Here is a 21,407-nt window from a genome sequence, read left to right as displayed (position 1 = left end):
AAACAAAAAAAGCCTGACTTCCCCAAAAGAAAGGCAGGCTCTGTCTCTACTCATTTATTTCTTTAACCAACCATTACCTAGATCAACCAGGTTGCCCGGCTTGGTTTTTTCGATCACTTTTTTACCTGCGATTTTTTCGACTTCCTGTACGGTGATGCCATTCTTCGCCGCAAGTTCTTTATAGCGCTGCCCCCGTTTTTGATTGATTTCATCAACTAAGGCTTTCACTCCAGCCTGTGGCTGAACGACACCCAAATAGCCGGTATAACGCTCACCGACCCAGCCTTTATCTTTAGCCACATCAATATCCAATGCATAGGCAGGAGCCGCCAGCGTGAGTGTCAAAAAAACTGACAATAGTAAGGCTGTCAACAAAGAAGCCCACTGGGTGGGTATCAAGCTATTGATTTTCATCTTGTTCTCCATCAGGTTAGCGCCTTAGAAAAGATCACTGTTTTCGCTGAACATTTGATCCAGCTCTTTATCTACTTTCACCCGAATCTCATGGTCGATCTTCACATTAAGATTAATGGTGATGGGTTCCTTTGCCGACACTTCAATTCTGGGGGTACAGGCCACCAGTGCGCCGAATATGCCGATTAAGGCTAACGTTCTGAGTATCATTGATACATCCTTTGTGCGGATTCACTGAGCGATTTGTCGATCTGATCGCTTAATCGAAGTGCCTTAAGTAGCGTCAGAATATTCTGTTCGCTGGAAAAATTCAGGTTTACCGGCTGCTGTTCAACTCGGTTTTCCCCTTGAATCACCAGTTCAGCCTTTAACTGACCTTTTTCATCCATCTGGATATCACCCTGTAACAGATGATAATACAGATGATTCAGATGTCGTAGCTGTCCGGCTAGCGTTGGCTGCTGCTGCAACATCGCCTGCCATGCGGCGTTCTCTTGCAAAACAATTTCACCTTGATGACTGGCAACACGCCCCTGCTTAATAGCCACCCCTTGTTCACTAAGAATAAGGGGCAGTGTACCACTGAGCTGCCCCGTTACCTTGATCTGGTTATCGCCTAGGGCGATCAATTGGCTTAAATCTAAATGTTCCAGCTTTAAATTGGCCGCCTTCTGTTTATCAAACGGATAGGTTAGTTTTGCTAAAGCAATACCCCCGCCAAGGGTTTGGGCGGTCATATTAGCAAGTTCAGCGTCAAGCCGAAAATCATCACCAATCCCCTGCCCGCTAGCATTAAGATCAACCGCAAACTGAGTTAGTTCCACACCTGCGAAAATTCGTTCGATCGTAAGCGTTTGCGGTTCTAGCTGCCAACGGCCTGATTTAAGCGCCGCTTTTATGGGTAATTTAATGCCGGAAAACTCATACCCTTTCGCCCTACCCGTTAAATGGGTCAGATCAGCATCAATCTCTGCCATTAGCGGATTAAACAGTGTTTCAATATCAACCACCGTGTTAAGGCTAGCCGTCGGCAAGTGAGTGGTGACTCGGCCTTTTAGCTCACCGGTATTCAGCAAGGTTCCCGCTGGAAGTCGCTGCCACTCGCTGATACGGCTCATATCTAATTGCCAATCCAGTTGACTGGCTAATGCCTGCTCCGTTAGCCTCATCCCCAGTGAAAACTGAGGCAAAAGCCCAAGAGGACTACCACCCTGCCCCTTAGCAAACACCGCCATTGGTGAAGAATCCCCGGCCAACTGCCAATTCCATTGACCAACAAATCCTAGATTATTTTTCTTGGGTGAGGAGCCATTAGCAGGTAAAGAGCCATCAGCGGGTAAAGAGCCCAACTCAAGATCAGTGGTATAGGGCAACCGTAAGTTCTGCTTTAACATGGGATGCCGTATCAATAGCGCTCCCGAGGCTTGATGGCTCACTTGCCATTTCGCGACCTTCTGCCATTCCATAGCCTCCCGCCGTTTTGCCACATGCCCAGCTTGATATGAAATCTGCCATGTCCCTTGATGTCTAAGCAAAGGCAATTCAAACTGCTTAGGCGCCCACAGAACAGAAGTATCATTAACCGCTGGAGAAAGGGTTATCTGGCTCCGTGTTAACCTAGCAGATGCTTGCCGTAGTTCAGACATAGATACAGGGCTAAACTCAGCCTCTATATCCGCCAAAAAAGACAACGCTATTTGACGGGATTGATCCGCAAATAATGGATGAGGGTAAAGCTCTGCTTTTAGCTCAGCATCCAGTTTAGCCATCGCTTTTTTCGGGGAAAGCTTTAGCTCCTCAACCTCTAGCCTTATCTCTGGAGCCACGGTGTTATTAGGCTGCCACAGAAGCTTAATCCCTCTGGCATCGAGCTGAGGTGCTTTGGGCTCAGGCAAAAAGATTACCGGCTCTTCAAAAGCCAATGTTAGCAACCCGCCTTGCTGCCAACTCGCTGGCTCAAGACCTTTTAGATTAAAGCCTTCTTTTTGCTCTTCTAATGATGGGGCCTTAGCCCATACGGCGGGGATACTCGTCACAATAGCCGACAAGCATTGACCCTTTAGCGCCAGCTTTTGCCCTTGCGGCATAGCCAAATCTAGCCTCTCTTGATCGGTTTGATCGTCCTTGCTAGAGCTACGCCCGATAAAATAGCTCAAGTTCAATGTTTGAGCCTCTAGCTGTAGAGGACAGCCGTCCACGGGCTGAACACCAAAAGCCGGTAGATTCAGCGTTATATCCGCCTGCTCTGGGGTAAAGGTTGCCGCAAGCTTGAGGTTTGTTTTTGTGCTGGAAAGCCCATATTGCTTGCTGATCTGCTGCAACTGATCCAAACCATCTTTTACACCAGTCCAAACCGGTAATGGCCATTCTGCTTGCACCCAGTCCTCTAATAACTCCCGATGATCCAGCGACCCAAGGCTTAATTGAGCCTGATACTGTAAACCTGAACCCGAGCTCAAGCCCGTAGCTAAATCAAGATTTAGCCCTAGCTGAAGGGGTTGGCGCTTAGCCTGCCCTCCATTAGGAGGCATCATTTCTTCGCCACTAAGACGGATCATCCATCGACCCTTGCTTAGCGTATCCCTTGGCTCCCGCTCGATATTCACCGCAAAATCGAGCGGTAGTCCCTGCAGGCTTAACTGTTTAATGGTAAGGCTATTTAACTGGCTTTGCTCACTCAACTGATCGAGCTGGGTTAGTAAAGGCGCAACAGTGTTGTAAAGCTGCTGATAGGACTCTCGAATACTAAAACCCATTGCCTGCTGGGATGGCGCAGAACGTGAGAGTGTTTTAGTCTCTACTAAGGAAGGCGTGCTAGCCGGTACTAAAGACGGCTTCTGACTCGACGGCTTCCGTCTCGGTAGCGTCTCTGGCAAACGTAGGTTTAATCGGTCGATAACCAAATGCCCAGTCTGAGGCCAAGAGATACCTTCAACCTGTAGCTGGCTATTGGTGGGGCCGGTGATCTCAAGGGAACCCAAACGCTGCCAATGCTCAAATCTTATCGTCGAAACTTGTAAGCTTCCTGCGGGTAAGCCTGCGATAGATTCAGCCAAAATGGTTTGATTAACGGCTGCGGGCAACCAACGGGAATGGCTGACAGCCAGGCCATAGATAAGTACAGTCCCAACCAACAACAGCGCTAGAATCGTTATTAACGTCCGTCGAAGTATGATCAAGACTGTACTCCTCGCACAGGTTTCAGGTGATGGCCTTAAAGGCGCATCTCAATACCCTGAGCGGCCATAAAGGCTTTAGCTTCTGGAATGCTGTACTCACCAAAATGGAAAATACTGGCGGCCAGAACAGCATCCGCATGACCTTCAGTAACACCATCGGCCAAATGCTGCAGATTACCGACACCACCAGAGGCGATAACCGGAATCGGAATAGCATTACTGATGGCTCGAGTCACATCCAGATCAAAACCGTTTTTCGTGCCATCACGATCCATGCTGGTCAGTAGAATCTCACCGGCACCGTAATCGTTCATTTTTATCGCCCACTCAATCGCATCAATACCCGTTGGCTTGCGACCACCGTGGGTGAAAATTTCCCAACGGCCCGGCTCACCATCGGCACTAACGCGCTTGCAATCAATAGCAACCACGATACATTGCCGTCCAAAGCGTTCCGCTGCTTCTCGGACAAAATCAGGATTAAAAACCGCAGCGGTGTTAATGCCTACTTTATCGGCACCCGCATTTAACATACGGCGAATATCCTCACAACGGCGAATACCACCGCCCACTGTTAGCGGAATAAACACTTCGCTGGCAATCTCTTCCACCATATGAACCGTGGTATCACGATCTTCATTACTGGCGGTAATATCCAGAAACGTGATCTCATCAGCACCTTGCTCATTGTAGCGTTTGGCAACTTCTACCGGATTGCCTGCATCGCGAATATCAATAAAATTAACGCCTTTAACGACGCGCCCCTTATCTACATCCAAACAAGGGATAATACGTTTTGCCAGTGCCATTCTTGGCTCCTGTTTTCTTAAATCCAAAAAGGGGATCAGGCCGTTTTACCATCCCATTCAGCAAAGTTTTTCAGTAGCTGTAAACCTGCATCATGGCTTTTTTCTGGATGAAACTGCACCGCAACAACATTATCTTGAGCCAGAGCCACATGGCAGGTTTTGCCATAACGGGTTTCACCGATAACTTGATCGGTATTGGCCGCCTCAACATAGTAGCTGTGGACAAAATAGAAGCGAGTTTCATCCTCAATGCCCTGCCAAATAGGATGCGGGTGGGCTTGTTTGACCTGATTCCAGCCCATGTGCGGCACTTTTAACTTCTCGCCCTTTTCATCAAGCAGCGGATCACCAAAAAAGCGCACATGGCCATCAAAATGACCCAGGCAAGGTATGCCGCCATTTTCTTCACTGTCTTGCATTAGCGCCTGATAACCTACGCAGATACCCAAAAATGGCTTACCAGAGGCAATATTTTCCTGCACCACTTTATCCACACCCAAACGACGAATTTCCGCCATGCAATCACGAATTGCGCCGACACCGGGCAGAACAACATGCTCGGCCTGACGAATAACGTCAGGGTCAGAGGTCACAACAACCCGCTGATTATTAGCCACATGCTCCAGTGCTTTTGATACCGAGTGCAGATTACCCATGCCGTAATCGATAACAGCAATTGTCTTCATAGTATTTCCTTAAGCAGGTGCTTATAGGCTGCCTTTAGTTGACGGCATCATACCCGCCATGCGCTCATCCATCGTCAGCGCCATGCGCAGGGCACGGCCGAAAGCTTTAAAGACCGTTTCCGCCTGATGGTGTGCGTTATAGCCTTTCAGATTGTCGATATGCAGAGTAACACCGGCATGATTGACAAAACCGTGGAAGAATTCAGAGAACAACTGAGTGTCAAACTTGCCGATACTACCTCGGGTAAAGTCAACATTCAGACATAACCCAGGGCGACCAGAGAAATCGATCACCACCCGCGATAGTGCTTCATCCAGCGGCACATAGGCATGGCCATAACGCGTCATACCTTTTTTGTCGCCCACCGCTTTAGCGAAGGCTTGACCGAGGGTGATACCAAGATCCTCCACGGTATGGTGGTCATCAATATGCAGATCACCTTTAGCGACAATATCCATGTCGATCAGGCCGTGACGGGCAATTTGATCGATCATGTGCTCTAAAAAGGGAACGCCGGTATCGATATTCAGTTTTCCGGTGCCATCAAGATTGATAGAAACCTTAATTTCAGTCTCTAGGGTATTACGCTCTACGCTTGCGGTACGCTCCGCCATGCTATTCTCCGGAGGGCTGCTTATGATCAGAAAAAAGTGAATTATAGAGAATCTGCCCCGCTATCCGCTACAATACTTCAGCAAACTCTGTGCTTTATTATCGCCTTGTGTGTTTTATTATGGCCTTGATAGCTATCAAGTGACATCTCAAGTGACACCTATCATGGCCAAACTACCCTATTATGCCTTAAGCCAGAGTCCTTTTTATCTTTTGGAGACGCTGTATGCCTGTTTTGTTGACTGTCGTGACGGATAACCCAGACAAAGCTCGATTAGAGCAGTTAGAAAAAATTTATGCCGACGCTCAGCCTGAACGCCGTACTCAAATCAAGGGGGCAAACTCTGCGCCAGCGTTTGTCAGCCATATTTTGGCAGATCCGCAGCAGGCGCTTTATTGCGGCCTATTTAATGAACGCTTAATTGCTGCAGCGGTCATCACTAAAACAGGCACCTTTTGGGATATCAGCCATCTCTGTGTCCGAAAAATAACCCGCCGCCGCGGTGTGGGTAGCCGCTTGCTTCAACTGGTTTTAGAGGCCGCTCAAGCTGAAAATAAAGCACTTCGTGTGCCCGCTGATGCCCTGATGGCGCAGGACCTTATTATTTTGCAACGCATGGGCTATCCACTAAAAGCCGACGGTGATACTTATCTCTTTGAAGCGCCGTAAGTCACTTAACCGTTAACCACAGGGAAGAAATAACTGTGCGATTATTAATAAGATCTATCATCTATTTAGTAAGCTTTGCAGTCTTGCTATTAGCCGGTCTCGCTGTTTACTTAACGCAATTTTTTGATGCTAACCAGTTTAAACCTCAAATCTTAGCCGCCGCCCAAGACGCGGGGGTTCCCTTAGAGATTAATGGTGAGCTGAATGTGATGATTTATCCGCGCATCGGCATCAACATCAATCAGGTCGCCGTCAAACTACCGGATAACACGAATACCACCCTAGCATCGCTAGAACAGATGAGTGTCTCGGTTAAAGTGATGCCGCTATTGTCTGGCTCCGTTGAGGTCGACCGCATTCTTGTGGATCGTTTGCAGGCTGACTTGGTTGTGGATAAAAACGGTCGTGGTAACTGGCAGGCATTAATTCCAGAAAGTGATGCGGCGACATCAGAACCGGCCCCACAGGAAAGTAGCTCAACACAGCCAACAACATTACCGACGATCTTGATCGGCGGTATCGATCTTAACAAGGCTCAACTCACCTTTACCGACCAACAGCAAGATTTGCACTTTGCGGTTAAAGATTTAACACTGACCAGTGATAACATCACCCTAGGTGAAAGCTTCCCAATCAGCTTTTCAACTCAGCTATCAAGCCAAAACCCACAGCTTGATGCCCACCTAAAGCTAACCGCCAACCTGCGAGCAGACCTTGAAAACGAAGCCTTTAAGCTAAGCAATCTTGACCTGCAACTGAATGCCAACTCACCGTTAATCCCCGGAAACAAAGCAACATTAAGCCTACAAGCGGATGCCGAAGCGAATCTTAAGCACGATAGCGCCAATTTCTCTGCCAAACGGCTAAGTGTTAACGGCGTGACTATGGCACTGAGTACCCAGATCACACAGCTGACCAAAGCACCTATTATTAAGGGGAGCTTGCAGGTTTCCAGCTTTAATTTAAAAGCGCTATTGGCTCAGCTGGAGATTGTACTACCGGAAATGGCTCGCCAAGATGCGATGCAGCACGTCGCCCTAGCTGCTAACTTTGACGCATCCACAAAAGCGGCTGCTATTAAACAGCTAACGATTCAGCTTGATGACACCACGGTTAAAGGTAATGCCTCCATTCAATTAGCCAGCCAAGCCATTGTGGCTCGCCTTAATATCGACAAATTGAATGCCGATCATTATTTACCTCCGGTTAAAGAAGGCGAAGATGAAGACGATGCAGCAGCCCCCACCGGTGACAGCACCGCAAAATCAGCACCTGAAACTGACCTACTGCCAGTTGAGCTGATTAAAACCCTTAATGCCGATGCCCAAATCAACCTAAATCAGCTAACCATTAAAAAACTGGATATTTCTGATATTCAACTGGCCGTTATCGCCAAAAATGGGGTGGTTAACCTTAATAAAGCCAATGCTAAACTTTATGGTGGTAGCATCACCAACACAGCAACCGTCGATGTGCGCCCAGTTCCTCTTACAATCCGCTTCAAACATGCAACACAAGGCGTGCAGATCACACCGATTTTGGCGCAGATGGCAGAGTTTGAAGATGTAACCGGTGCAGTGTTTGCTAACGCCAACATCACCACACAAACAAACCGCGTTTCAACGCTGATAAGTCACTTGAATGGTCAGGTTGATTTTGATGTAAGAAATGGCGCGTTCTTACACACCAATATTGCAAAAGAGATGTGTACCGCCCTAGGTAGATCTAACACTAATCAGTGGTCTGCCAATACAGACTTTACCTCACTAAAAGGCAGCATGGTCTTTACCAATGGCGTGGGCAGCAATAAAGATATGACCATCGCAACCCCCGGTATTATGTTGACCGGCTATGGCGACTTGAACCTGCCGCAGGAACGCTTTAACTACAACTTAGGGGCTCAAATCACCGATGCTAGCGACACCGCCTGTACCGTTAATAGCAACTTTAAATCTGTTCGCTGGCCAGTAGCCTGCAAAGGTAGCTACGGTACCCCCTTTGATATCGACTGCGGTTTAGACAGTAGCGCTATTGGCGATACCCTAGGAAAAATAGCAGAGAACGAAGCCAAAGCAGCATTTAACGCAGAGAAGGCTCGCTTACAGGAAAAGGCCGATGCAGAGAAAGCACGCCTAAAAGCTAAGCTAGAGGAAGAAAAGCGGGCTGCCCGTCAAAAAGCGGAAGATAAATTAAAAGATAAACTGAAAAGCTTATTCTAGGCCATTCACGGTATATTCTCAGTGATACGCTTTTAGAATCAAAGCCGTTAGAATGATCAATAAAGTAGAATAGAATAGAATGAAGAGAAGGGTCAGCTTTTGCTGGCCCTTTTTAATGTCGACCATCCATCAACATTCAGTCAAGCAGGTAGGCACCTTTGGATCTGTCCGTTACTCTCCATAATGCTCAAGCAATATCCGATGCACTTTTAAACTGGTATAGCCAACATGGGCGTAAATCTCTGCCTTGGCAGAAAAACAGAACGGCCTATAAAGTCTGGTTATCAGAGGTAATGCTGCAACAAACACAGGTGAGCACGGTTATTCCTTATTTTGAGGCGTTTACACAACGCTTTCCAACCATTGAGCAGCTCGCAAAGGCAGATATTGATGACGTGCTGCACCTTTGGACAGGGCTTGGCTATTACGCTCGGGCAAGAAATCTACATAAATGCGCCCAGCAGATCACAGAAAAATATCACGGGGAATTCCCCAATGATGCCGTCGTATTGGAAACCCTACCCGGTATTGGCCGCTCAACTGCAGCGGCCATTGTGGCACAGGCATACAATACCCCAGCAGCCATTCTTGATGGCAACGTAAAGCGTTTTTTAGCACGACTACACTGCGTACCAGGCTGGCCGGGGCAAAGCAAAACGTTAAAGGTACTTTGGCAATTGGCTGAGCACTATACTCCCAACACCGCTACTCCCAATACCAATGCCTCCAACAGTCCAAACCCAGAGCCAAACAGCCCAAACCCAGAGCCAAACAGCTCAAGCCAAGCATCAAATAATCAGAGCCAAGCCTATACTCAAGCCGTAATGGATCTGGGAGCCTTAGTTTGCACCCGCCGGAACCCTAAATGTGAGCAGTGTCCAATTCAAGATTGGTGCGCGGCAAGAGCCACCGCCAGTCAGCATGACTTCCCCGCATCCAAACCGAAGAAAATTAATCCCGTGCGCCACAGCACACTTTATCTATTACGAGATAACGAGCGCGGCTATCTATTACTACAGCGTCCACCAACGGGAATTTGGGGCGGCCTGTGGAGCCTGCCAGATGCGGATGAAACAGAGCAATTGCTAAACCAGCAGCCGGTCAGCATTGAAAAACAGTCCCTTGAGCACAAGTTCTCTCATTTCACCCTAAAAGCCGATATTTATCTCTGCCATCTAACAAAGAATGAGAGCAAACAGATTGAGCAGGGCGTTAGAGAGCAAGGCCAGCGCTGGTACAAGCCAGAACAGCCAGATAGTATCGGTCTACCTGGGCCTATTTATAAATTACTGCACGGTTGAAATCTGTTCAGTATCCCCAATACACGCAAGACAATAAAAGAGACTTAACCTTATGAGCCACACGATCTTTTGCAAAAAATACCAACAGGAACTTGAAGCATTAATTCTGCCTCCATTTCCGGGAAAGAAAGGACAAGAGATTCTAAACAGTGTCTCCAAGCAGGCATGGCAGGAATGGATGAAGTATCAAACCATGCTGATTAATGAGAAGCACCTTAATATGATGAGTCCAGAATCTCGTGCTTTTTTAAGCGCCGAAATGGACAAGTTCTTCGCAAACGCAGATGATTTGGAGCCTGTAGCTGGGTACACCCCACCAGAAAACGTAAAAGACCAATAAGCGACTGTATTTTTTTAACTTTTTTTCAAAAAAGGGTTGACGAGAAAAAGAGTTTTTAGTTTAATACGCCTCGTTGGCCGGATAGCTCAGTTGGTAGAGCAGAGGATTGAAAATCCTCGTGTCGGCGGTTCGATTCCGTCTCCGGCCACCAAAAAAGTTTTGTTGGGGTATAGCCAAGCGGTAAGGCACCGGTTTTTGGTATCGGCACTCCCAGGTTCGAATCCTGGTACCCCAGCCATCTTTTGCTTAAAGCGTTATGTGCCGGTATAGCTCAGTCGGTAGAGCAACTGACTTGTAATCAGTAGGTCCCGGGTTCGACTCCTGGTGCCGGCACCATAAACGTGTTAGTTTCAAAAAAGATCCGCATATGCTTCACCGGCCGGATAGCTCAGTTGGTAGAGCAGAGGATTGAAAATCCTCGTGTCGGCGGTTCGATTCCGTCTCCGGCCACCATTTTTTCCCTTCTGTTTGATCTCTCTATTTTCTTTTTATATCTATTCATTTGTCATTATCTTTTCTATAATAACGATTTACGCCCTATATTGCCCGTTCCCTCTATTGCTCTTAGCTATTTCTATACTTCTCTGCCGCCTAGACAGCTATGCCACTTAAACAGCTATGGCATAAAAAAACCCTCAGCATGAAAATCACAACTGAGGGGCTTTGAAAACGGTCTATTAAAACAAACCGTCAAATCAACTTATAGAGTAAGGCTAGAAAACTTCGTCAGGCTTTAACTCAAACAGCCGCTCTTCAATTTCCATATTAACTTCTCCGCCTTCCTCTTTTGCTTCTTCATTCTGTTCATTTAAGAAGCTGATAGCGCCATTTTCTTCACTGAATCCTTGATCAACAATAATCTCGACGCGACGGTTCTTAGCACGGCTGTCACGGCTGTCATTGGACACTAAAGGTTTAGTATCGGCATAGCCAATAACTTTCATCCTAGAAGGGTCAACAAGATCATCTAACTCAAGCTCAAAGGCAACTGAAGCTGCACGAGCCGCTGAAAGATCCCAGTTCGAGCGGAAACGATCCGTATTAATGGGAATATCATCGGTATGCCCTTCAATAGTGATCTTCCCAGGAGTTGATGCCAACGCCTGCCGGATTTTATCCATGACCAATTCAAACTGCTCAGATAAAGTTGCGCTACCCGGTGAAAACGAGCCTTTCTCTTCAACACGAATAATAATATTGCGTCTTCGAGTTTCGACCTGAATTTTTCCTTCTTCTATCTCTTCTTTTAAAAGCTGAGCAATCGCCTCAGCATCAGCCTGAGTTTCAACCTCTTGCTCAGTGATTGTTTGCACACTCTCCGTACGCAGGTTAGGCTCAAACTCGGTGGTTTTCTGCTGAATAATTTCCAACGGATTTGGCTCAGGCTTGCCTGGGGAATAATTCTGCAAAATGACACTCGTTCCCATAGGAATATCATTTGCCTGAATCTGGCGCTGAATGCCATACGCTTTGGATAGCTCACCGGCCAAACGCTTGAACTTGGTGACATCCATCTCGGAGAATGACAGCAACAAGACGAAAAAACACATCAGCAGAGACATCAAATCTGCAAAGGTCATTACCCACGCGGCAGCCGGAGGGGGGCAATCACACTCTTCTACATCATCACTCATACGATAAACCCTGAATGTCTTAAGTGCCTACTGGCCGCCCGTATTAATACGAGAGGCCAACCCTGAAGCCTACTTTTATTCCGGAGCAGGCTGGTCAAAAGAGGCATCTTCACGAACGCCCGCAGGCAGGTAAGTACGCAGCATATCTTCGATAACACGCGGATTTTGCCCAGACTGAATCGCTAATAAAGCATCAATAATCACAGACTGAATCTGAGCTTCTTCTGTCATTCGCAGTGTTAATTTATCCGCAATAGGAATCGCAATCATCGTCGCCAACATAGCACCGTAAAGCGTTGTTAGTAGCGCCACAGCCATTGCAGGGCCAATTGATTTAGGGTCATCCATGTTAGACAGCATCTGAACCAAGCCGATCAAAGTACCGATCATACCCATTGCTGGGCCTACATCACCAATAGCGGTGAACACTTTGGCACCCCACTTATGACGCTCCAATGTCATTGCACGGTCTTTACTCAGCATAGTACGAACCACTTCACGGTCTTGACCGTCAACGAGTAGCTGCATACCGTTTTTCAAGTATTTGTTATCAACATCTTTATCTTCTAGCGCCAGTAAATCACCCTTGCGCGCCACTTGAGCAACATCAACCAAGATACCAATAATCTCTTCTGTCGATTCAAGTTTGAAAGCAAATGCTTTTGCAGCAACTTTCACTGCGCCAAGAAATCGGCCAAGACTAAATTTTGCTAGCACAACAAATAAAGACCCACCAATAACAATCAGCATGGAGGGTACATTAAGAAAAATAACGGGGTCACCGCCAAGAATCATCGCCATTGCGACAATACCTACGGCACCGATAATACCAAGTAGGGTTGCTATATCCACAGAGAACTCCTTGGTTCCTTGTTCACAAAATTGATGGCTCTAACCGAATGGGCCTGAAAAATCAGGTCTAACAACAGTCTTTACGAAGAGTTAGCATGTGTCTTTGGTTTTTACGCCTTTGTAACATTATGCAATTTCTCAGTACTTGGCCGTATAATAGCGGCTTTTCCTCAAGGGTTGAATGGCTTTCCAAAAAGAGATACGCCCCTTAGAGAGCACAGAGTAGAGCTTTCTTATATGCAAGTCGCTAACAAATTTACAACCCATTGATTTAAATAGTGTTTATAATCGGAAAAAGATTTGTATTTTTTTGGCTATTGAACCAATGGATATTCTCCGGTAACGTCTGCCGGTTTATTCTGGGAGTTTAGTGATGGCGCAATCCAAAGCAACAGATTTTGCTGGTAAAATGGCTGAACTGGAATCTCTCGTCACTCAGCTTGAAGCCGGAGACTTGCCATTAGAGGAATCTCTGAAGGCTTTTGAAAATGGCATTCGTTTAATTCGCGACTGCCAAACTCGCCTATCAAGCGCTGAGCAGAAAGTCAGCCAGCTTTTAGAACAAAGCGGTCAATTGAATGAAGCGCCTTTATCGTCTCATACCTTAACGGAATAATAGCCCAACGTGAGTATCCAAGACCAACTCAAACCTTTGATAGCACGCGCGGATCAACAGCTGGATTCAGCCTTGTCAGCACCATCATCAGCGTCTGACCAGCTTCTTCAAGCGATGCGTTATAGCGTATTTAATGGCGGCAAACGATTTCGCCCTGTTTTAGCGTACGCCGCCTGCAAAGCCATTACAGGGGCTATTGAATCAGCCGATGCCACCGCTGTTGCCATTGAGCTGATTCATGCTTACTCACTGGTACATGATGATTTACCAGCGATGGACGATGATGACCTGCGTCGAGGTCAACCGACTTGTCATATTCAGTTTGATGAAGCCACCGCTATTTTGGCCGGAGATGCCTTACAGACCTCTGCCTTTGCAGCACTGCTTAACCATCATAATCTAGCCCATTTGCCGCAGCTACTTGAAGAGCTAACCTTGGCCAGTGGCGCAAGAGGTATGGTCGCAGGGCAGATGATTGATTTAGCATCGGTAGGAAAAGCCATTGATGTGACCGCGCTAGAAAACATGCATCGCCATAAAACCGGCGCGCTTATCTGCGCCAGTGTACGCATGGGTGCAATAGCCGGTGGTGCAAATGATACACAGCTTAAACAGCTTACCGTTTATGCCAAGGCTTTAGGATTGGCCTTTCAAGTTCAGGATGACATCCTTGATATTGAAGGTGACACCGCAACACTGGGTAAACAAACGGGTGCCGATGCGGCTCTGCATAAGCCAACCTATCCCGCATTACTAGGTTTATCTGAAGCGAAAAAAAGAGCACATGAATTAGTTGAAGTAGGACTAGAGGCCCTTGAATCCTTTGGCCCAGAAGCCCACCTGTTGAGAGAGCTGGCACGCTATGTGATTCAGCGCAATCACTAAGCGGTACGTATAAAAGCCTATGCCTGACTACACTTTGTTCCAAGAAATCCCGCTAACCCAGCCTGTAACACCGTTACTTGATCAAGTAACCTTGCCTGAGAATATGCGTAAGCTAGATATCAATCAGCTACCTCAGCTGGCTAACGAGCTACGGGAATTTCTCCTTTACTCCGTCGGTCAGACAGGTGGTCACTTTGGCGCAGGTTTAGGGGTTGTTGAGCTGACCGTCGCTCTGCATTACGCCTTTAATACACCCGACGATCGCTTGGTTTGGGATGTTGGCCATCAAGCCTATCCCCATAAGATCCTAACCGGTCGCCGTAAGCAAATGCACACCATCCGCCAATACAATGGGCTAGCTGCATTTCCGAAAAGAACAGAGTCAGAATTTGATACCTTCGGTGTGGGTCATTCCAGCACATCTATTAGCGCAGCCTTAGGCATGGCTATAGCCGCCCGTGAACAGGGTTTAGATCGTCATGTTGCGGCAATTATTGGCGACGGAGCCATGACCGCTGGTATGGCCTTTGAGGCACTCTCTCATGCGGCTCACGTCGATGCCAATATGCTGGTCATCCTAAACGACAATGAGATGTCTATCTCCGAGAATGTCGGTGGTTTTGCCACCTATCTGGCAAAGATACTCTCCAGCAAAGCCTATACCAGTATGCGAGAAGGCAGCAAAAAGGTGCTATCAAAGTTACCTAAAGCTTGGGAGTTAGCGCGTAAAACCGAAGAACATTTCAAAGGCATGGTATCGCCGAGCACGCTATTTGAAGAGATGGGCTTTCACTATATTGGCCCTATTGACGGCCATGATGTGCAGTCTTTGGTTAACACGCTTAATAATATTAAGGGCTTAAGCGGCCCACAGTTTTTGCATGTTATTACCAAAAAAGGCAAACGCTTTGCCCCCGCTGAAGCCGATCCTATCGGTTATCATGCGATTACTAAATTTGAGAAACCAACGACCAAACCTGAAAAATCCGAGACTGAAACCCCAGAATCTCATCTAGCTTCTAAAGCATCTCGACCAAAATATTCTAATATTTTTGGTCAATGGCTATGTGATATGGCAGCTCTAGATCAGCGTCTTATGGGCATTACCCCTGCCATGCGCGAAGGCTCTGATCTAATTCAGTTTTCAAAAGATTACCCTGAACGCTACTTTGATGTAGCCATTGCAGAGCAGCATGCAGTGACTCTGGCAGCAGGTATGGCTTGCGATGGTTTAAAACCGGTAGTGGCGATCTACTCAACGTTTTTACAACGAGGCTATGATCAGCTGATCCATGATGTTGCCGTACAAAATCTTGATGTCCTGTTCGCTATCGACCGCGCAGGCTTAGTTGGTGAAGATGGCCCAACCCATCACGGCACGCTTGATCTGAGCTTTCTGCGCTGTGTACCGGGCATGATAATCATGGCGCCTGCCGACGAGAATGAAACCCGCCAAATGCTTTATACCGGCTATCAACACCAAGGCCCCGCAGCCGTGCGTTACCCGCGAGGCACAGGGCCAAATATTGAGATTCAGCAAGAGATGACCGCACTGCCTATCGGGCAGGCGGAAAAACGACTCTCCGGCAAGAAAGTGGCGCTATTAGCCTTCGGCTCCATGGTGAGCCCCGCACAAGAGATCGCAGAAAAGCACGGTTACGGCCTAATCAATATGCGCTTTGTAAAACCGTTAGATCAAAAAGCCATTTTTGAAGCCGCAAAAGAGTACGATCTTTTGGTCACTCTTGAAGAAAATACGGTCAGCGGCGGCGCAGGTAGTGGTATCAGCGAGCTACTCATGCAAGAAGCGATACTTAAACCCGTACTACATTTAGGCTTACCGGATGCATGGGTTGATCAAGGCAGCCCTCAGCAGTTATTACGAGATTGCGGACTGGATATTGAAGGCATTGAAGCATCGATAGAGCGCTATCTTGCCAAATTGACAGCTCGCTAAGCGAGCTATTAAGCAACTAAAGCGACTAAGAAAGCCCACAGGGAAGTGGGCTAGGTGAGACATTCGGTTCAACGCAGGCTTAATTAATCACCCGCAGGTTAACTAACCATCCACAGGCTTAGTCCGATTAACGTCCACATCATCTGCTTGAGTGAAGTTATCCAAATCCATCATATGCCCCAACTTCCCCGCCTTAGTCGCCAAATAACCTTCGTTATGGGGATTCATGCCGGTTTGAATTGGGACACGTTCAGCCACCTCAACCCCGTACTCCGTCAAGGCATTAACCTTGCGCGGATTGTTTGTCATCAGGCGAACAGTTTTTATGCCTAGATGATCAAGCATAGGACGGCACATGCTGTACTCTCGCAGATCTGCCTCAAACCCTAGTTGCTCGTTTGCTTCTACAGTATCAGCACCCGCATCCTGTAAATGATAAGCTCGGATTTTATTGAGCAAACCGATGCCTCGGCCTTCTTGACGAAGATACAGTAGTGCGCCACGCCCCTCGGCAGCGATACGCTTCAAAGCTTCCTGCAACTGATAGCCACAATCACAACGCATACTAAACAGTGCATCGCCGGTTAAGCACTCGGAATGAACCCGCGCCAGTGCAGGAGCACCATCGGTGAAATCACCCATAGATAGCACTACATGGTCTTTACCGGATTTAGAGTCTTCAAAGCCGTGCATAGTAAATACTCCCCAGGGTGTGGGCAGCTTGGATGATGCGATAAATGTTACGGACACGGTTCACCTCTACCGGATATCAGAAGGGCAACTATTCTAGCAGCGAGCTGACATTTGTCATCCTTTCAACGGCTTAAAACACGGTTAACCCACAACAAAAATTAAATGCCTCTGTGTAATAATGTCGTCTTTACCCTGCTTTCTGTACAATAAAGCTAAATATTACAGCCAAACGCTCCGGCGACGGGAAGACCCTTCCCACACGTCAGCCGATGCCAATACGTCCAAACTGGTTAAAGAGATCATGACAGAACTGAAAAACGATCGTTTTCTTCGCGCGCTGCTTCGCCAACCCGTTGATGTAACTCCTGTATGGATGATGCGTCAGGCAGGTCGTTATCTTCCAGAATACAAAGCCACTCGAGCGCAAGCAGGTAGTTTTATGGATCTGTGCAGAAATGCCGATCTGGCCTGCGAAGTCACCATCCAACCCTTAGAGCGCTTTGATCTGGATGCCGCGATTCTCTTTTCCGATATTCTGACCATTCCTGATGCGATGGATTTGGGGCTTTACTTTGAAGAGGGCGAAGGCCCTAAATTCAAAAAAACCGTACGTACTCAAGCCGATGTTGACGCACTGCCCATTCCAGATGCCAATACAGATCTGGGCTATGTGATGAATGCGGTAAAGACCATTCGCCATGAACTAAACGGTCGAGTGCCTCTTATCGGTTTCTCCGGTAGCCCTTGGACCCTAGCCACCTATATGGTTGAAGGCGGCTCTAGCAAAGAGTTCCGTCACATCAAAGGGATGCTATACGGTCAGCCAGACACACTGCATCAGCTATTAGATAAGTTAGCGGAATCTGTTACTAGTTATCTGAATGCTCAGATTTTAGCGGGTGCTCAAGCGGTGCAAATTTTTGATACTTGGGGTGGCGCGCTTAGCACACCGGCGTATCTTGAGTTCTCACTGAAATATATGGAGCAGATCGTTCACGGTCTAATCCGTGAGCATGAAGGCCGCAAAATTCCGGTCATTCTATTTACTAAGAATGGTGGTCAATGGCTTGAGCATATTGCCTCGGCAGGCGCTGACGCGATCGGCTTAGACTGGACAACGGAGATGGGTGCTGCTCGTGCTCGTACTAAAGGCCGCGTAGCCCTACAGGGTAATATGGACCCGAATGTCCTGTTTGGTTCTCCTGCCGGTATCAAGGCAGAAGTTGCCCGTATTCTAGACAGCTACGGTTATGGCAACGGCCATATTTTCAACCTTGGCCACGGTATTAATCAGTTTGCAAACCCTGATCATGCCAAAGTATTTGTTGATACGGTACATGAGCTAAGCGCTCGCTATCATCAGTAGTCGGGAAATTAGACCCGTAATCGGGGATTAGATATTAAAACAGCCTGCAAGGATTACCTGGCAGGCTGTTTTTTTATGCATTTTTAGCTTTTATCTTTTGGGATACGTCCCATCAGGTAAAACTCAGCATTGGGCGGTGTATTGGTTAGGCTGACCAAACGGTTTGATAATCCAAAAAAGGCTGTAATCGCACCAATATCCCAAATATCATCCTGACTAAAACCAACCGCTAGCAGTTTTTGCTCCCAGTCATCGTTTAATTCACCCACATCCTGAGAGATATAAAGAGCAAAATCGAGCATCACCCGCTCACGCTCACTAATATCCGCCGTTTTATGGTTAATCGCCACTTCATCGGCAACCGTTGGGTTTTTGCTGTAAATACGCAAAATAGCCCCATGAGCCACAACGCAGTATAGGCACTGGTTACGCGCACTAGTTGCCACCACGATCATCTCTTTCTCAGAAGGTGTTAGGGTATCCGATTCACGATCCATCAGCGCATCGTGGTAATCAAAAAATGCCCGAGCTTCCAAAGGCCGATGCACCAACATTAGAAAAACATTGGGGATAAAGCCTGCCTTCGCTTGAACAGCAAGAATGCGCTCTTTCAGGTCTTCTGGAAGATGTTCAATGGTATCAGGTACAGGGAAACGACTTAAAACTTGAGCCACGTTGCTCTCCTTATGCTCTTTTTGAGCTTTGTTATTATCACACCGCTATTCTGCGTTGAGAGCCAGAATAACACATAGTTATATTTGTATGACAAATAGAGTAATAAAGCATTTACGGATAAACAAGAGCGTTTTGTGACTTAGGAGTCAGTAGAAAGAAACGCGCGCCAGAGAAAAAAGCCTCACCAAAAAACTGGATCAATCCGGTTGTTGGTAGTTATAGCTGAGAATAAACCGGTAGAAATTAATACCGTTATTATCCTTATACATATAGTTATTGGAGTAGTGTCGGACACCAAAATCCCACTGCCAACGGGGAGAAAAATAACCCCCAATACCAGTATATTCGGTGAACTGGAGCGTATCTCCTAGTTTATGCCGTCCGACCTCATCATTAGCCAGCAGACTAAAACCCAACGACGTATCCGCATAACTTAGCCAACGTTGATTGGCAAAATTCCAGCGAAAACCCTGTATAAAGTCGAGAGTATTGTTGGAGGTTTCATGGCTTAAAGTCTCACCTTCAACCTGCCACATGGTGTAGCTAAACTGCTTATAACTGGTTAACCAGAAGTCTTCTGAGAACTTATATCCTGCATCTTGATTCCAGCGTAGGGTAATTTCATTAGAAATAATATCACCGGAAGAGCCACTACCCAGAGAGAAAGAGTCCGCTCCGACCACATTAGATGCAGCAACAGCCCCAACCCAAATAGGAATACCCAAGCGCCAGACAGAAGAAGGCGGCTCTGAAGCTTGGGCCGTTATCGATACGGATAACAGGCAGAGTAGCAAAAACTTGGGTAGTCGAAAGCCACAAAGCAAAAAGCCACGGAATAGAAGGCCAACCATCAGTAAACGTGGAAAAGCAACAGCCAATAAGCGCGGTGAAAAAAACATTCCGATGAAAGAGGTTTGCATGAAGATCGCTTCTGTTTATCAGATAAAAATACTAATAAAATCAGAAGGTTGAAAACACCTTCTGATTTTATTTATCTAACACTAATATGCAGTCAATATTGACATACATACTCAATATTAGCCTACGCTAAGCGCAAACCCATTACAGCGTTGCTTTTAACGCTTGAGTTAGATCCGCCAAAATATCATCAATATGCTCAATACCGATCGACAGACGTACCATATCCGCTGAAACACCGGCGGCCAGTAACTCTTCATCATTCAGTTGGCGGTGAGTGGTTGCCGATGGCATTGCAGCACAGCTTTTTGCATCACCAATATTAACCAAACGCAAAATCAACTGTAGGGCATCGTAAAATTTCACGCCTGCCTCAAGACCACCTTTAATGCCAAAACTTAGAATGCCCGATGCTTTACCATCCATGTATTCTTTTGCTAGCTCATGATCTTTATGATCCGCAAGGCCAGCATATTTGACCCAGCTAACCTGTTCATGATTCTGCAGGAATTCAGCTACTTTTTGAGTATTTTCACAGATACGTTCAACCCGTAGGCCAAGTGTTTCTAGGCCCTGCATTAGATTCCAAGCACTTTGCGCAGACAGAGCCGCCCCCATATTTCGCAGCGGCACCACACGGGCACGGGCGATAAAGGCCGCAGCCCCCACATCCCGGGTATAGCTTACGCCGTGATAAGACACATCAGGCTCGTTCAGCAGCGGGAAGCGATCCGCGTGTTCAGCCCAAGGGAATTTTCCTGAATCAACAATCACACCACCGATAGTCGTACCGTGACCGCCCATATATTTTGTCGCCGAGTGAACAACAATATCCGCGCCGTGCTCAATTGGCCGCCATAGGAAAGGCGTAGCAACCGTGTTATCCACAATAACTGGCAACCCATGCTTATGGGCGATCTCTGCCAGCTTAGCAATATCAACAATACTGCCAGAAGGATTACCAATCGACTCACAGTAAACCCCACGGGTTTTATCATCAATTAGGGCTTCTATGCCGCTAAAATCATCTTTGTTAGCAAAACGAACTTCAATACCTTGGCGAGGCAAGGTGTGAGCAAACAGATTGTAAGTACCGCCATACAGCTCGCTCATGGAGATAATATTATCCCCAGTGGACGCAATCGTTTGAATCGCATAGGTGATAGCAGCCATACCAGAACTTACCGCAAGCCCTGCAATACCACCTTCAAGCGCAGCAACACGCTGCTCTAATACATCGCAGGTCGGATTCATTATGCGCGAATAGATATTGCCCTGTACCTTAAGATCAAACAGGTCAGCGGCGTGTTGGGCATCGTCAAAGGAAAAAGAGGTGGTTTGATGGATAGGCACTGCAACCGAGTGTTGATTATCCGCGGTGTAACCATGATGAAGGGCGATCGTTTCTCGTTTCATAGAATGCTCTGCTCCGTCCGTGACGTTGTTAGAATATTAGCTTTTTTGTTAAGCCTGCCTCTGACAAGTAGAAGCAAGCCAGTACAGCATAATAGAACAGAAAATTATGAACCAGAAAAGATGCTCATTCTCGATAAACTCACACTAAGTAACACAAATTGCGC

At 47.1% G+C, this 21,407-nt stretch carries 20 protein-coding genes and 4 tRNA genes; 12 read left to right on the top strand and 12 right to left on the bottom strand.

Translation table 11 applies throughout. The features are described 5' to 3' along the window. Positions 1-54: 54 nt before the first annotated feature. The 6 genes from G517_RS0105990 to hisB are packed head-to-tail and all read right to left on the bottom strand — an operon-like array spanning position 55 to position 5,703. On the bottom strand, positions 55-414 hold the full coding sequence (locus tag G517_RS0105990; protein WP_084632093.1) for a YdbL family probable chaperone protein: 360 nt from the start codon (positions 412-414) through the stop codon (positions 55-57). 24 nt (positions 415-438) lie between these two features. After that, positions 439-624, bottom strand: a complete 186-nt coding sequence (locus G517_RS0105985) for a YnbE family lipoprotein (RefSeq protein ID WP_036590565.1) — start codon at positions 622-624, stop codon at positions 439-441. Further along, the gene (locus G517_RS0105980) at positions 621-3,593 is read right to left on the bottom strand and encodes an intermembrane phospholipid transport protein YdbH family protein (protein ID WP_028303652.1); all 2,973 of its coding nucleotides are present in this window, start codon (positions 3,591-3,593) and stop codon (positions 621-623) included. Before G517_RS0105980 ends, G517_RS0105985 begins: the two co-directional genes overlap by 4 nt. A 35-nt stretch (positions 3,594-3,628) precedes the next feature. After that, positions 3,629-4,402: an imidazole glycerol phosphate synthase subunit HisF gene (hisF, locus tag G517_RS0105975; protein WP_028303651.1), complete on the bottom strand. Its 774-nt coding sequence runs from the start codon at positions 4,400-4,402 to the stop codon at positions 3,629-3,631. 35 nt (positions 4,403-4,437) lie between these two features. Then, complete coding sequence (gene hisH / locus G517_RS0105970) at positions 4,438-5,088, bottom strand: imidazole glycerol phosphate synthase subunit HisH (RefSeq protein ID WP_028303650.1); 651 nt, start codon at positions 5,086-5,088, stop codon at positions 4,438-4,440. Between the two features lie 21 nt (positions 5,089-5,109). Next, the gene (gene hisB / locus G517_RS0105965) at positions 5,110-5,703 is read right to left on the bottom strand and encodes an imidazoleglycerol-phosphate dehydratase HisB (protein ID WP_028303649.1); all 594 of its coding nucleotides are present in this window, start codon (positions 5,701-5,703) and stop codon (positions 5,110-5,112) included. Positions 5,704-5,927: 224 nt separating this feature from the next. On the opposite strand from hisB, the gene G517_RS17980 reads away from it, so the two are divergent. The 8 genes from G517_RS17980 (at position 5,928) to G517_RS0105925 (ending at position 10,684) form a co-directional block, all read left to right on the top strand. Further along, positions 5,928-6,371: an acetyl-CoA sensor PanZ family protein gene (locus tag G517_RS17980; protein ID WP_051206143.1), complete on the top strand. Its 444-nt coding sequence runs from the start codon at positions 5,928-5,930 to the stop codon at positions 6,369-6,371. 35 nt (positions 6,372-6,406) lie between these two features. After that, entirely contained in the window at positions 6,407-8,590 is a 2,184-nt protein-coding gene (locus tag G517_RS0105955) for an AsmA family protein (RefSeq protein ID WP_028303648.1), read from the top strand. Between the two features lie 158 nt (positions 8,591-8,748). Continuing rightward, positions 8,749-9,891, top strand: coding sequence for an A/G-specific adenine glycosylase (locus G517_RS0105950; protein ID WP_245543203.1), 1,143 nt, complete (start codon positions 8,749-8,751; stop codon positions 9,889-9,891). A gap of 52 nt (positions 9,892-9,943) precedes the next feature. Continuing rightward, on the top strand, positions 9,944-10,231 hold the full coding sequence (locus G517_RS0105945) for an oxidative damage protection protein (protein ID WP_028303646.1): 288 nt from the start codon (positions 9,944-9,946) through the stop codon (positions 10,229-10,231). A 75-nt stretch (positions 10,232-10,306) separates the two neighbouring features. After that, positions 10,307-10,382: transfer RNA gene (locus G517_RS0105940), tRNA-Phe, on the top strand. A 12-nt stretch (positions 10,383-10,394) separates the two neighbouring features. Continuing rightward, positions 10,395-10,469, top strand: a tRNA-Gln gene (locus tag G517_RS0105935). Between the two features lie 22 nt (positions 10,470-10,491). Further along, positions 10,492-10,567 (top strand) — tRNA-Thr (locus G517_RS0105930). Between the two features lie 41 nt (positions 10,568-10,608). Beyond that, positions 10,609-10,684: transfer RNA gene (locus G517_RS0105925), tRNA-Phe, on the top strand. Positions 10,685-10,944: 260 nt separating this feature from the next. Here G517_RS0105925 and G517_RS0105920 read toward each other — a convergent pair. Both G517_RS0105920 and pomA read right to left on the bottom strand, forming a co-directional pair. Further along, entirely contained in the window at positions 10,945-11,865 is a 921-nt protein-coding gene (locus G517_RS0105920) for a flagellar motor protein MotB (protein ID WP_028303645.1), read from the bottom strand. Between the two features lie 75 nt (positions 11,866-11,940). Further along, positions 11,941-12,717 carry a flagellar motor protein PomA gene (gene pomA, locus G517_RS0105915; protein WP_028303644.1) on the bottom strand — a complete coding sequence of 259 codons (777 nt, stop codon included), beginning with the start codon at positions 12,715-12,717 and terminating at the stop codon, positions 11,941-11,943. Positions 12,718-13,090: 373 nt separating this feature from the next. Between pomA and G517_RS0105910 the strand changes: the two genes are divergently transcribed. From G517_RS0105910 to dxs, 3 genes are read left to right on the top strand one after another with little or no spacing between them, the layout of a single operon-like run. Continuing rightward, positions 13,091-13,333: an exodeoxyribonuclease VII small subunit gene (locus G517_RS0105910; protein ID WP_028303643.1), complete on the top strand. Its 243-nt coding sequence runs from the start codon at positions 13,091-13,093 to the stop codon at positions 13,331-13,333. 9 nt (positions 13,334-13,342) lie between these two features. Beyond that, positions 13,343-14,218, top strand: coding sequence for a polyprenyl synthetase family protein (locus G517_RS0105905; RefSeq protein ID WP_211224256.1), 876 nt, complete (start codon positions 13,343-13,345; stop codon positions 14,216-14,218). 19 nt (positions 14,219-14,237) lie between these two features. Continuing rightward, a complete protein-coding gene (gene dxs, locus G517_RS0105900) occupies positions 14,238-16,175 on the top strand; it encodes a 1-deoxy-D-xylulose-5-phosphate synthase (protein ID WP_028303641.1) in 1,938 nt (645 codons plus the stop codon). Between the two features lie 102 nt (positions 16,176-16,277). Here the strand turns inward: dxs and ribA are convergent, their stop codons facing one another. Further along, on the bottom strand, positions 16,278-16,925 hold the full coding sequence (gene ribA, locus G517_RS0105895) for a GTP cyclohydrolase II (protein ID WP_028303640.1): 648 nt from the start codon (positions 16,923-16,925) through the stop codon (positions 16,278-16,280). A 244-nt stretch (positions 16,926-17,169) separates the two neighbouring features. Here ribA and hemE point away from each other — a divergent pair, with 244 nt between their 5' ends. Next, positions 17,170-18,234, top strand: a complete 1,065-nt coding sequence (gene hemE, locus G517_RS0105890) for a uroporphyrinogen decarboxylase (RefSeq protein WP_028303639.1) — start codon at positions 17,170-17,172, stop codon at positions 18,232-18,234. Between the two features lie 83 nt (positions 18,235-18,317). On the opposite strand, the gene G517_RS0105885 is transcribed toward hemE, so the two are convergent. From G517_RS0105885 to G517_RS0105875, 3 genes are all read right to left on the bottom strand, one after another. Beyond that, entirely contained in the window at positions 18,318-18,908 is a 591-nt protein-coding gene (locus G517_RS0105885) for a peroxidase-related enzyme (RefSeq protein WP_028303638.1), read from the bottom strand. Between the two features lie 198 nt (positions 18,909-19,106). Further along, positions 19,107-19,829, bottom strand: a complete 723-nt coding sequence (locus G517_RS0105880; protein ID WP_028303637.1) for an acyloxyacyl hydrolase — start codon at positions 19,827-19,829, stop codon at positions 19,107-19,109. A gap of 142 nt (positions 19,830-19,971) precedes the next feature. Further along, entirely contained in the window at positions 19,972-21,243 is a 1,272-nt protein-coding gene (locus tag G517_RS0105875) for an O-acetylhomoserine aminocarboxypropyltransferase/cysteine synthase family protein (protein ID WP_028303636.1), read from the bottom strand. Between the last annotated feature and the right edge of the window lie 164 nt (positions 21,244-21,407).

The sequence above is a fragment of the Oceanospirillum maris DSM 6286 genome (assembly GCF_000422865.1).
Lineage (GTDB): Bacteria > Pseudomonadota > Gammaproteobacteria > Pseudomonadales > Halomonadaceae > Oceanospirillum > Oceanospirillum maris.
The sequence above is the reverse complement of the archived record's forward strand: the minus strand, read 5'-3'. Positions and strand labels throughout refer to the sequence as shown.